The 12415-nt window shown below is 62.2% G+C and carries 8 protein-coding genes and 1 pseudogene; 7 read left to right on the forward strand and 2 right to left on the reverse strand.

Going from position 1 to position 12415, the window contains the following annotated elements; all coding sequences use genetic code 11:
• The first annotated feature begins 274 nt into the window (after window positions 1-274).
• A complete protein-coding gene (locus RMO81_RS10460; protein ID WP_310475798.1) occupies window positions 275-3829 on the forward strand; it encodes a calcium-binding protein in 3555 nt (1184 codons plus the stop codon).
• Here the strand turns inward: RMO81_RS10460 and RMO81_RS10465 are convergent.
• Entirely contained in the window at window positions 3748-4458 is a 711-nt protein-coding gene (locus RMO81_RS10465) for an Ada metal-binding domain-containing protein (protein ID WP_310475799.1), read from the reverse strand. The genes RMO81_RS10460 and RMO81_RS10465 overlap by 82 nt on opposite strands.
• 167 nt (window positions 4459-4625) lie before the next feature.
• Between RMO81_RS10465 and RMO81_RS10470 the strand changes: the two genes are divergently transcribed.
• A complete protein-coding gene (locus RMO81_RS10470; RefSeq protein ID WP_310475800.1) occupies window positions 4626-5597 on the forward strand; it encodes a phytanoyl-CoA dioxygenase family protein in 972 nt (323 codons plus the stop codon).
• A 9-nt stretch (window positions 5598-5606) separates the two neighbouring features.
• Here the strand turns inward: RMO81_RS10470 and RMO81_RS10475 are convergent, their stop codons facing one another.
• The gene (locus RMO81_RS10475) at window positions 5607-6593 is read right to left on the reverse strand and encodes an aldo/keto reductase (protein ID WP_310475801.1); all 987 of its coding nucleotides are present in this window, start codon (window positions 6591-6593) and stop codon (window positions 5607-5609) included.
• Window positions 6594-6639: 46 nt separating this feature from the next.
• Between RMO81_RS10475 and glmM the strand changes: the two genes are divergently transcribed.
• From glmM to RMO81_RS10500, 5 genes and pseudogenes are all read left to right on the forward strand, one after another.
• Window positions 6640-7992 carry a phosphoglucosamine mutase gene (glmM, locus tag RMO81_RS10480; RefSeq protein WP_310475802.1) on the forward strand — a complete coding sequence of 451 codons (1353 nt, stop codon included), beginning with the start codon at window positions 6640-6642 and terminating at the stop codon, window positions 7990-7992.
• On the forward strand, window positions 7989-9158 hold the full coding sequence (gene thiD, locus RMO81_RS10485; protein WP_310475803.1) for a bifunctional hydroxymethylpyrimidine kinase/phosphomethylpyrimidine kinase: 1170 nt from the start codon (window positions 7989-7991) through the stop codon (window positions 9156-9158). Before glmM ends, thiD begins: the two co-directional genes overlap by 4 nt.
• Before the next feature lie 7 nt (window positions 9159-9165).
• Complete coding sequence (locus RMO81_RS10490) at window positions 9166-9735, forward strand: ribonuclease HII (protein WP_310475804.1); 570 nt, start codon at window positions 9166-9168, stop codon at window positions 9733-9735.
• Between the two features lie 239 nt (window positions 9736-9974).
• A complete protein-coding gene (locus tag RMO81_RS10495) occupies window positions 9975-11078 on the forward strand; it encodes a site-specific DNA-methyltransferase (protein WP_310475806.1) in 1104 nt (367 codons plus the stop codon).
• A 123-nt stretch (window positions 11079-11201) separates the two neighbouring features.
• Window positions 11202-12415, forward strand: a pseudogene (locus RMO81_RS10500) (M13 family metallopeptidase N-terminal domain-containing protein); the annotation flags it as partial.

Below are 12415 nucleotides of genomic sequence, written 5' to 3' on the forward strand. Positions count from 1 at the left end.
CACGCGAACGGGAGCGAGTAAAAGCCCAAAGACCGGAACAGTCGCGTGTAATCACAGCAAAGCCTGAAACGCCGCATTGACCAAGTGTTGCGACAAATGCGAAATATACCTTTGGGAATCTGGATGTTGGTTGCAGCGGGGCACACCGTCTTGCAGACCGTCTCCATAAAACAGTACGCCAGCCGTGCTCCGGCGCCTGGGCAGGGGCAGGATTGTTGCTGGCATGTGGTGAGTGGATTGGCGATTGCCGAAGGGCTGCGCCGAAGGAGAGACGATGGCAACGATCAACGGCACTACCGGCAATGACGTTCTTGATGGCACCGAAGTGGCCGATGTCATCAACGGCAACGGTGGCAATGATGTCATCAACGGCAGGGGCGGCAATGATAGCCTGACCGGGGGCACCGGCAACGACATCATTCGCGGCGGCAGCGGCAACGACAACATCTTTGGCGGTTTTGGCGGCAACGACGAACTGTACGGTGATGCTGGTGACGACGGCATTTCCATCGTGTTTGGTGTCGGCCGCACCATTCTCGCAGATGGCGGCGACGGGAACGACAGATTTTCAATTGGGTACGATCAGCGTGGGCCGGGCGGGCTGGTGAATGCGCGTGGTGGGGCGGGCAATGATGAATTTGAACTGGATGGATTTGGCACGATTGTCGCCGATGGCGGCGAAGGTGATGACCGGTTTCAGTTGGGATCGTCGCGCGCCACCACATTGACACTGGGTGCAGGTGCCGATGTCATCACGATGCGTGAAAACCATCGGCCGGTTGAGGCCGCCATCATCACCGATTTTGTTGCTGGGGAAGACCGGGCCGAGGTGCCTTGGATTGCCATGCTCATAAACTGGTCCGGCGGGGGCAACCCGTTCGGGCTTGGCTTTGCCCGCCTGGTGCAGAGCGGTGCGGATGTGGTGCTGGAGACCGATCGCGATGGCATTGGCAGCACATTTGTTTTTGCGCCGTTGTTGCGCTTTGCCAACTCGCAGGTTGCTTCGTTCAGTGCCGCTGCGTTTAGTGGCTATGCTCCCGATGGTACAGCGCCAGCCGGGCAGACGTACATGGGCACCGCAACCGCAGACACGATCACCGGTGGCGTCGGCAACGATCGGATCACCGGTCTTGATGGCGACGATAACCTTGATGGCGGCGCCGGAGATGATGAAATCTATGGCGGCAACGGCAACGATCGATTGAATGATAGATCGTTCGGCGTTGGCTCGGACATGTTGTACGGCGAAGGCGGTAACGATGTCATATTTGCGTCTGGCGGGTCACAGGCGTTCGGCGGTGATGGGGATGACACGCTGTCAGGCGGTCGCTGGCCCGGAAGTGGGCCAACCGTTCTGGATGGCGGCGATGGCAATGATTTCATCTCGTACGGTAGTGCCAACAACGGATCAATCATGCGCGGCGGTGCCGGCAACGACAGGTTCAGCGTAAACGGTTTCAGCAGCAACAACACGATCGACGGTGGCACCGGCGACGATGTGATCACGCTGGGCAGCGCGTTGGCCGCTGTCATCACGCTGGGCGAAGGTGCTGACCAGATTGTGACCAGTACCGACAATTTCGATCCCCGTGGCCCCATCGTCATTACTGATTTCACGCCCGGCGTTGATCGTCTTGTGCTGGGGTTTGCAACGTTGTTCCTGGGCTGGAGCGGCGAGCGGAATCCGTTTGCCGATGGCTTCCTGCGTCTCATCAGCGATGGCGCCGATGCCGTATTGCAGCGGGACCGCGACGGCAATGCGGGTACAGCATTCAACTTCACAGAGTTCTTCCGATTCAGGAACACGGCGGCCGCATCGCTGACGGCGCTCACTTTTGGCGGTTATGGCCCCGATGGATCGGCGCCGGTGGGCTTCACCTTCACCGGGACGGCGAACAACGACGTGCTGGAGGGCCTGGCCGGCGATGATCTGCTGGAAGGGCTATTGGGCAACGATACGCTGTTCGGCAATCAGGGTAACGACACGCTTGAGGGCGGCGACGGCGACGACATCATGGACGGCGGTGCCGGCAACGATATTCTGCGGGGCGGCGACGGCCGCGACTTTCTCAACGCGCTTTCGGGCGGTAACGATCAGTTGTTCGGCGGGGCCGGCAGCGACAACCTGATTGCATCGGGAGCAAGTTCGGGTGTTGCCACATTGCTTGATGGCGGCGACGGCGATGACAGCATCGGGTTCAATTCCAGCCAGTTTGGCAGTGGGCTGAATGGCAGCATTGCGCTGGGCGGTGCCGGAAATGATCAAATCAGTATCAGTGGGCGCGGCGATAATTTCATCAATGCCGGTGATGGCAACGATAGCGTCACGCTGGCCAGCGCCAGAAGTTTTCTGGTGGCGCTGGGCGCAGGCGCTGACACGTTGCGGCTTCAGTCCGATTTCAACCCGGTGCAAGCGGCGGAAATATTGGATTTCCTGCCGGGGACCGACCGGTTCAGCATCGAGTTCATCCAGGTTCTGACGGCGTGGGACCGCAGCAACCCGTTTGCCAGTGGCCATGCCCGGCTGCTGCAACTGGGTGCCGATGTGCTGTTCCAGCTGGACCGGAACGGGCTGGGCAACAGCTATGCCGATGCTGTGCTGTTCCGCAATGTGCAACGCAGCGCCTTTGCGTTCAGCGATTTCGGCGGGTTTGATTTCACCGTGCCCGCGCTGAACAGCCCGCCACCGGCCACAGACGCCGCAGAAACGATCTTCGGCACCGATGGCAATGATGTCATCGATGCGCTGGGTGGGGATGATATCGTGTTCGGGCTGGCCGGCGATGATCAGTTGCGGGGCGGCAGCAGCAATGACCGCATCACCGGCGGGGCCGGCAACGATGTTATCGATGGCGGCGCGGGACGCGACACCACGGTGTTTTCGGGTGCGCGCATGGAGTATCAGATCACGCGGATGGGCGGCACTGTGACGGTGCAGCACAGCGGCACGGACGGGCGCGATACGCTGACTGCGACGGAGCGGCTGCAGTTTGCCGATGGCACATTGTCGGTGATGCCGCAGCAGTTGGTGCTGGGATTGGGTGGTAACACGCTGATCCGGTGGGATTCCACCTTGGGTGGGGCCGGGTTCAATCCATTGATCACGCTGGGTGCGGGGCAACGCGTGGCGGGCGTGGCGGATTTCACCGGCGATGGTGGCAGCGATCTGCTGCTCAACCTGGGTCAGGGCAGTTTCATCCTGTGGAACGTGGCCTTGGGCGGGGCCGGCTTTGCCGAACTGAGCGGTTTTGGTGGGTTTCGGACGCTGGGTTTTGGTGATTTACGCGGTTCGGCGGCGACCGATGTGCTGGCGATCAATGCGGCACGCGAACTGCGCATCTTCGACGTTTCCACCAACAGCAGCAGCAGCCTGCTCACCCTGAGTCAGGGCTTTTCCGTGGTGGGTGTTGGCAACATCGATGGTGTGGGCAAGGATGATATCTTGTTCCTCAACGACGCCACCCGGGCGCTGTTTGCGCTCACCGATGGCGGCTGGCGCGATCTGTTCGTGCTGGGTGATGGCTGGCAGATTGCCGGCATTGCCGATGTGATCAACGGCCCGGCCGATGACCTGGTACTGTTCAACGAGAACGGCAGGGTTTCGATCTTCTGGGACCCAACTCAGGGCGGCAATGGCTGGCGCGATTTCATCACGTTGGGCAGTGGCTGGTCGTTCAAGGGCTTCCACGATCTGGATGGCGACGCCCGCACCGATGTTTTGTTGCAGAACGTGGGCGGCGAAGCGATTTACTGGACCGGCTCGGGATTTGGATCGCTGGGCAGCGTGCTTGCCGGCGTGCAACTGGTGGGCGCCGGCGAATTTGGGTGATGGCTCACATTGTGCGGGCGCACCTTGCGCAGGTCTGTCGGCGGGCGGCCATAGCGGGCGCTGATCACCTCGTTGAAACGGCGCAGGGACGCAAAGCCCGCGGCGTGGGCGATTTCGGTCATCGGCAACTGTGTACGCGCGATCATCTGCATGGCGCGCTGCACGCGGCGGGTTTGCGCGACCTCTACGGGGGAGGCGCCGAGGTGCTGGCGGAACAGGCGGGTGAGGTGGCGGGCGCCGATGCCGCAGCGGTCCGCCAGGGTTTCCACGGTGCCCCCAGTTTCCTTGGCACCATCGAGCGCGCCGCCGTCGATGAGCTTCAACGCGCGTTCCACCGTGGTTTTGGTGCCATTCCACGCCGGGCAAAAGGGTGCGCTTTCGGGGCGGCACTTCAGGCAGGGGCGAAAGCCAGAGCGCTCGGCGGCAGCGGCGCTGGGGAAGAAATTGACATTACGAGTGAGCGGTTGGCGCACGCGGCAGACCGGGCGGCAATAGATGCCGGTGGTTTTGACCGCGATGAAGAAAATGCCGTCATAAGCTGGATCACGGGCGAATCGGGCCGCATTCATGGTGTCGAAATCGAGACCCATTGCAGCATGGGGGACGGTGGGAAGGGCAGGAGCGAGCATGGCAACAAGCTTATGTCTGCTGCCGATCACAGGCTAGTGTCGCGGTGAAGGGAACAGCCGATTTCCGCTACACACCAAGGCAGAAGCCTTGATGGCTTTGCCGGTGCTTGCTGGCAACTGCGGATCGACTTATGAGTTTGCCTCAAATGAGCAGGATTGAACCGGCAATGACGATTTCTGTCGAGGCGCATCCGTTCCCAGGCGTGCCGCTGATTGAATCGCCACTGTTTGCGCAAATTCTTCCCCATATGGAATTGTCGGAGGACGAGGCACGTATCGCGCGCGATCTCAACACGCGTGGATATGCTGTGCTGGATTTTCCGGATCCCGACATCGATGCGCGGATCGACCGCATCAAGCATGTGCTGGGCCCGCAATTTGGTATCAATCTGGATGATCCGACCAGCGACAAGACATGCGGCGAGCGCCGTATTCAGGATGCCTGGCATGGCAATGCCGATGTGCGGGCGATTGCGGCAAATGCAAAAATCCTGGCGCTGCTGGGCAAGCTTTATGGTCGGCCGGCGTTTCCGTTCCAGACGTTGAATTTCCCGGTGGGTACGCAGCAGGACGCACACAGCGATTCCGTGCATTTTTCCAGCCAGCCCGAACGTTTCATGTGCGGCGTTTGGCTGGCGATGGAAGATGTGTCGGCCGATGCCGGGCCGCTATTCTACGTGCCGGGATCACACCGATGGCCGGTGCTGACCAACGCCATGATAGCGCGTCATGGCCATGGCGCATCGCTGGAATCGGCACAGGATCCGTTTGGGCCAGCGTGGGCGGCACTTTGCGAGGCGACCGGCTTGGCGCGTGAAACATTCCTGGCACGCAAGGGCCAGGCGCTGATCTGGTCTGCCAACTTGCTCCACGGTGGCAGCCCGCAGCATGATCCGACGCTGACCCGCTGGAGCCAGGTGACGCACTATTATTTCGATGATTGCATCTACTACACGCCCGCCTTTTCCGATGAGCTGATCGGCAAATTGGCGCTGCGCCAGCCCTTGTCCGTCGTGGATGGAATGCCACGAGAAAGTCGCCATCTTGGTCAAGCTGTGCCAGCCACATTGAACGCCAGCCACATGCCGCCAAGCGGCGTCAAGGCTATCGTGAGGGCGGTGCAGGGATTGTTCCGCTGAGCCTTTGAATCAAAGCCGGGCCATCGCCATCGCGATCTTGCTGCCATAGCGATCGCCGGCCGTGTGGGGCAGGGCGGCATCGAGCGCGGTGATGTCGGCCGGGTGCAAGTGCAATGCAGCGGCGCCGGCGGTATCGATCAAGGTGGCGCGGCGCTTGCAGCCGGGGATGGGGACGACATCGGGGCTTTTTGCCAGCAGCCAGGCGATGGCGACCTGGGCTGGTGAGGCATGGTGGGCGATGGCGACGGCCTTCACCACGGTGACAGCGGCCATGTTGGCGTCGTAGTTCTCGCCTTTGTAGCGCGGATCGGTCTTGCGATAATCGCCTTCGGGCAGATCCTCGGCGCGCGGCACGCTGCCGGTTAGGAAGCCGCGGCCCAATGGGGAAAAGGGCACAAAAGTGACACCCAACTCGCGGGCAGTGGGCGCGATATCGTCTTCAACACCGCGTTCCCACAGGCTCCATTCGCTTTGCAGCGCAGCGATGGGTGCCACAGCGCAAGCGCGGCGCAAGGTGGCGGCGGAACATTCTGAAAGTCCGATGGCGCGGATTTTGCCTTGCTTCACCAGTTCGGCCAGCGTGCCGACCACGTCTTCGATCGGCACGGCGGGATCGACGCGGTGTTGGTAGAACAAGTCGATCACATCGGTGTTCAGCCGCTTCAGGCTGGCATCGCACACGGCGCGGATGTGGGCGGGCTGGCTGTTGACCCCGACCATGCGGCCATTTTCGATGCGGAAACCGAATTTGGTGGCGATTACGGCCTGATGGCGGCGACCGGCCAGCGCTTCGGCCAGCAGTTCTTCGTTGGCGAACGGGCCATAGATTTCGGCGGTATCGAAGAAATTGATGCCAAGATCGAGGGCGTGGTGGATGGTGGCGATGGCTTCGGCGCGGTCTGCCGGGCCATACATGCCGGCCGTGGTGCCAGCCATGCCCATGCAGCCCAGGCCGAGGGCGGAAACGGTGAGCGGGCCAATCTTGCGGGTTTGCATGTCACAACCTTTCTTTGCCGATCGCCACAGGCTAGAGATTCCGTCCATGAGCAGCAAGCAACCCCGTCGATATTTCGGCACCGATGGCATTCGCGGCCTGACCAACAGCGAACCGATGACCGCCGCCATCGCCATGAAGGTGGGCCAGGCCGCAGGCCGGCATTTCCTGCGCGGGAACCATATTCACCGGGTGGTGATCGGCAAGGACACGCGGCTTTCGGGTTACATGATGGAGGCGGCATTGCAGGCCGGTTTCACCAGTGTTGGCATGGATGTGACGCTGCTGGGCCCAATGCCGACGCCGGCGGTGGCGATGCTGACACGGTCGATGCGCGCCGATATCGGTGTGATGATCTCGGCCAGCCACAATCCGTTTCACGACAACGGCATCAAGTTGTTCGGTCCGGATGGCTATAAATTGTCGGACGAGGATGAAGCCGCGATCGAGGCGCTGCTGGAGCAAGACATCCCGCTGGCCGAACCGGGCGCCATCGGCCGGGCGCGGCGCATCGACGACGCGCAGGGCCGTTATATCCATTTCGCCAAAGCCACCTTCCCGGAACATCTGCGCCTGGATGGGCGCAAGATCGTCATCGATTGCGCCCATGGCGCAGCCTACAAGGTGGCGCCAGCGGCGTTGTGGGAACTGGGCGCGGAAGTGATCGCCATTGGCGTCGCGCCCGATGGATTCAACGTGAATGACAAGGTGGGATCGACGTACCCCAAGGCCTTGCAGCTGAAGGTGCTGGAGAGCGGCGCCGATATCGGCATTGCGCTGGATGGCGATGCCGATCGGTTGATCGTGGTTGATGAACGCGGGCAGATGGTGGACGGCGACCAGCTGATGGCGCTGATCGCCAGCCAGGCCGCCGAGGCTGGCACGCTGAAGGGCGGCGCGCTGGTGGCGACGGTCATGTCCAACCTGGGGCTGGAACGGTTTCTGGCCAGCAAGGGCCTGGCCCTGCACCGCGCCAATGTTGGCGACCGCCATGTGCTAGAACTGATGCGCCAGACCGGCTGCAATGTCGGCGGCGAACAGTCGGGCCATATCATCCTGTCGGATCATGCCACTACAGGCGACGGGCTGGTGGCGGCGCTGCAGGTGTTGGCGGCGCTGGTCGCAAGCGGCAAGCCGGCAAGCGAGTTGCTGCATCTGTTCGATCCGCTGCCGCAACTGTTGAAGAATGTGCGCTTCAAGGGCGGCGCGCCGCTGGACGCGCAAGCCGTGAAGGACGCCATTGCCGCGGGCGAAGCCAAATTGGCCGGGCAGGGGCGGCTGCTGATCCGCAAGAGCGGCACCGAACCGCTGATCCGCGTCATGGCCGAAGGTGAGGACAAGGCGCTGGTGGGCCGTGTGGTGGATGATATCTGCGCGGCCGTGGCGGCAGCGGCGGCATGACGGCGCGCATCCTGGCGATCGCCGGATCAGACTCTGGCGGTGGTGCCGGCATTCAGGCCGATATCAAGACGATCACCATGCTGGGCGGCTATGCCATGACGGCCGTGACGGCTATCACGGTGCAGAACACGCTTGGCGTGAGCGCGGTGCATGCCGTACCGCCCGAAATTGTTGCCGGCCAGATCCGCGCCTGCATCGATGATATCGGCGTGGATGCCATCAAGATCGGCATGCTGGGCAATGAAGCGACCATCAACGCCGTCGCCGATGCGCTTGAGGGCATTCGGGTGCCCATCGTGCTCGATCCGGTGATGATCGCCAAAGGCGGCGCGGCGCTGATCGAGGAAGAGGCGGTGTGGGCGTTGATGCAGCGCCTGTTGCCCATGGCGACGGTGATCACGCCCAATGTGCCGGAGCTGGTGGCGCTGACCGAAACCGAGGTCGAGGATGCCGCCGATATGCTGCTGGCGGCGCAGGAGTTGCTCAATGCGGGACCGCGGGCTGTGCTGGCCAAGGGCGGGCATCTGGAGGGCTTGTCGCTCACCGATTGGCTGGTGACACGCCAGGGCCATCAGGCTTTCACCGACGCAAAGATCGATACGACCAGCAGCCATGGCACGGGCTGCACGCTGTCGTCGGCGCTGGCCTGTTCGCTGGGGCAGGGCATGACGCTGCCCGAGGCGGTGAAACGGGCGCGAACCTATGTACGGTTGGCGCTGCGCTCGGCGCCGGGATTGGGGCAGGGCCATGGGCCGCTGGGGCATGGCCAGGTGATCAATGATGTGACGGCGCCCACGCCAGTGCTGAACCAGATCACCTTGCCGGCCACGGATTATGGCGCCTCGCTGGCCTTCTATCGCGCCCTTGGCCTGCGCCTGATCGTCGACAAGCCGGAGAATGGCTACGCCCGTTTCGAAGCGGGCAACGGCGTCACCCTGTCGATCCACGTCGCTGATGGTGCGGCCGGCGGCACCACAGTCTATCTGGAGTCGCTACGCCTTGATGCCGGGGTGGCAGAGCTGGCGGCGGCCGGACTGGTGATCGATCAGCTGCCGCAGGGCGAGGATTGGCTGTGGCGTGAAGCCCGGCTGAGCGATCCCGCCGGCAACCGCATCTGCCTTTATGCAGCCGGCGAAGCGCGGCGCTTTCCGCCCTGGCGGGTTTGATGGCCAGATGATCGTTGCCGGCGTTGACGAGGCCGGGCGGGGGCCGTGGGCGGGGCCAGTGGTGGCCGCTGCCGTGATCCTGCGCGGGGCCGTGCCGAGTGGCCTTGATGACAGCAAGAAACTCAGCGCAAAGCGGCGAGAGGTGCTGTTTGACGCCCTGCAGGCCAGCGCCTGCCTGATTGGCGTTGGCCACGCCAGCGTGGCGGAAATCGATCAGATCAACATCCTGCAGGCGACACATCTGGCGATGACCCGTGCGGTGGAAGCCTTGAGCGAAGCGCCGGGCCATGTGCTGGTGGACGGCAACCGCCTGCCCAAATGGCGCTGGCCCGCCACGGCGATGATCGGCGGCGATGGCAGCGAGCCGGCGATTTCAGCCGCCTCCATTATCGCCAAGGTCACGCGTGACCGGATCATGGCGGCATTGGATGGCCAGCACCCCGGCTATGGCTGGGCCAGCAACCAGGGCTATGGCGTCGCTGCCCATGCCGAAGCGCTGATCCGGCTTGGCGCAACCCCGCATCACCGCGCCAGTTTCAAGCCGGTGCGGGCGGTTTTGCAGAAACTTCAGGGGTGAGTCTTTTGCGTCACACCACTAGGGATTGAGCTCGAAGGAATCGCCGGGACTCCAGATGTGGGTTTGTTCCCGTTTTGATTCCTGGTTGTGACAAATCGATGAATCGCATTGATTCCAAATGATTCTTGACCAGTACTCCTGACTGACTCATCACGGCGATCCTTGTTGGAGCGCGTGTGATGAAATCGTTCAGAACATCTGATCATCGTGATGCCGAACGGCTGCTGGCGGATACCGGCATGGCCGGCAAGGTTCGCGCGCCCAGTCTCGAAACCGATCGCATTCTGGTTGGTGATTGCATCGAGATGATGAACAGCCTGCCCGCCGGCAGTGTCGATCTGATCTTTGCCGATCCGCCCTATAATCTGCAGTTGGGCGGCGATCTGGCCCGCCCGGATGGCAGCCATGTCGATGCCGTCACCGATGATTGGGACAAGTTTTCCAGCTTTGAAAGCTATGATCGCTTCACCCGCGCCTGGCTGAAGGCGGCGCACCGCCTGCTCAAGTCCGATGGCGCGATCTGGACCATCGGTTCCTATCACAACATCTTCCGCGTCGGCGCTGCGTTGCAGGATGAAGGCTATTGGATCCTCAACGACATCATCTGGCGCAAGGCCAATCCGATGCCCAATTTCAAGGGCACGCGTTTCACCAACGCCCATGAAACCATGATCTGGGCCGCCAAGGGCGAAAACAGCCGTTACTGCTTCAATTATCACGCCATGAAGGCGATGAACGATGATCTGCAGATGCGGTCGGACTGGACAATCCCGATCTGCACTGGCGGTGAGCGGCTAAAGGACGGCGCGTCTAAGGCGCATCCGACCCAGAAGCCCGAAGCCCTGCTTTACCGCATCCTGGTAGCCTGCACCCAGCCTGGTGACGTGGTGCTGGATCCGTTTTTCGGCACCGGTACCACCGGCGCCGTGGCCAAGCTGCTCGGTCGCCGTTGGATCGGCATCGAGCGCGAGCCGAAATATGTACGAGTGGCGAGTGAGCGTATCAACAATCTGCTGCCGCTTGAGGGCGGCGACATCAAGATCAGCGAAGGCAATCGCAGCCTCGCCCGCATCCCGTTCGGCAGTCTCGTCGAGAGCGGCTATGTCCGCCCCGGCACACGCCTTTGGGGTCCGGGGCGGCGTGTGGGCGCCAGCGTACGGGCTGATGGCAGTCTCGACATGGCCGGCACGACCGGGTCCATCCACAAGATGGGCGCGACCGCGCAGGGCCTGCCAAGCTGCAATGGTTGGACCTTCTGGCACTTCGAAGACGACGATGGCCGGTTGGTTCCTTTGGATGCCAGGCGGCAGGCGTTCCGCCACGCCACTGCTGTGGACGGCTGAAGCCTGGCATCCATTTCCTCTTGGCATTTCCTGTTGGCATTTCCTTTTGCCAGCTGCGTATCGCTCTCCTAATACACGTGCGGCCTGACGGGTTGTGGCATCAACTGCCGCAGCCCGTTGCGTATGGCGGTCGCACTGGCTAAGCCGCGCGGCATCCGATTTGTTGTGGAGAAGATGCGCGTGAAGTTGAAGTCCATTTTGGCGTTGGCCACCGGCCTGACCATGTTTGCCGTTCCGGTTCTGGCGGCCGATACCAAGCCGCAGATCGGCACGTTCGGTTTTGATGTGGCCGGCATGGATACCAGCGTGAAGGCTGGCGATGATTTCGTTGGCCACACTGCCGGCAAGTACATGGCCGCGCTGGAAATTCCGGCGGACAAGACCAATTTTGGCATGTTCACCAAGCTGCGCGATCTTTCCCAGGAACGCACGCGCCTGATCATCGAAAAATCCGCCGCCAGTGGTGGCGCGCCGGGCAGCGAAGCCCAGAAGGTCGGTGATTTCTTCGCCAGCTTCACGGATGAAGCCGCCATCGAGGCCTTGGGTCTAGCTCCGCTGAAGCCGCGGCTTGATGCCATCGCCGCCATCGCAACCAAGGCCGATTATGCCGAACTGGTCGGCCGCAATTTCCGCCTTGGCGTGCCCGGCCCGATTTTCATGGGCGTGGGCCCCGATCGCAAGAACCCGGATCGTTTCGTCGTGCAGGCCGGCCAATCGGGCCTGGGCCTGCCGGATCGCGATTATTATCTGGACGACAAGAACGCCAGCTTTGTTGCCGCCCGCACCAAGTACAAGGCCTATATCGCCACCGTGCTGAGCCTCGCCGGCTTTGACAACGCTGCCGCTCGCGCGGATGCCGTGTTTGCGCTGGAAAGCGCGATTGCCAAAACCCACTGGACCCGTGTCGAGCGTCGCCAGGCCGAAAAGACCTACAACCCGGTGCCCGTCGCCGAACTGCCGAACCGTTTTCCCGGCATCGACTGGAGCCGGCTGATCGCCGGCAGCAGCATCCCGGTGCAGGGTGATGTGATCATCGCCAATCCCAGCGCCGTTGAAGGCACGGCCAAGGTGATCGCCGCTGCCGATATCGCCGTGCTGAAGGATTACATGGCGTTCCACACTATTCGCGATGCCTCTGCCTTCCTGCCCAAGGCGTTTGTCGATGCCAATTTCGATCTGTACAACAAGACTCTGGGCGGCCAGCCGGAACAGGCGCCGCGCTGGAAGCGGGGTGTGGATCTGACCTCGGGTGTGCTCGGTGAAGCGCTGGGCAAGCTGTATGTGGCCGAATATTTCCCGCCCGAAGCCAAGGCCAAGGCCGATGAGCTGGTAAAGAA

It is taken from the genome of Sandarakinorhabdus sp., from assembly GCF_031422795.1.
Lineage (GTDB): Bacteria > Pseudomonadota > Alphaproteobacteria > Sphingomonadales > Sphingomonadaceae > Sandarakinorhabdus.

Excerpts from the sequence above, each read along its gene's own strand:
- RMO81_RS10460 (WP_310475798.1), top strand. The coding sequence starts at position 275 with ATGGCAACGATCAACGGCACTACCGGCAATGACGTTCTTGATGGCACC.
- RMO81_RS10465 (WP_310475799.1), bottom strand. The coding sequence starts at position 4,458 with ATGCTCGCTCCTGCCCTTCCCACCGTCCCCCATGCTGCAATGGGTCTC.
- RMO81_RS10470 (WP_310475800.1), top strand. The coding sequence starts at position 4,626 with ATGACGATTTCTGTCGAGGCGCATCCGTTCCCAGGCGTGCCGCTGATT.
- RMO81_RS10475 (WP_310475801.1), bottom strand. The coding sequence starts at position 6,593 with ATGCAAACCCGCAAGATTGGCCCGCTCACCGTTTCCGCCCTCGGCCTG.
- glmM (WP_310475802.1), top strand. The coding sequence starts at position 6,640 with ATGAGCAGCAAGCAACCCCGTCGATATTTCGGCACCGATGGCATTCGC.
- thiD (WP_310475803.1), top strand. The coding sequence starts at position 7,989 with ATGACGGCGCGCATCCTGGCGATCGCCGGATCAGACTCTGGCGGTGGT.
- RMO81_RS10490 (WP_310475804.1), top strand. The coding sequence starts at position 9,166 with ATGATCGTTGCCGGCGTTGACGAGGCCGGGCGGGGGCCGTGGGCGGGG.
- RMO81_RS10495 (WP_310475806.1), top strand. The coding sequence starts at position 9,975 with ATGGCCGGCAAGGTTCGCGCGCCCAGTCTCGAAACCGATCGCATTCTG.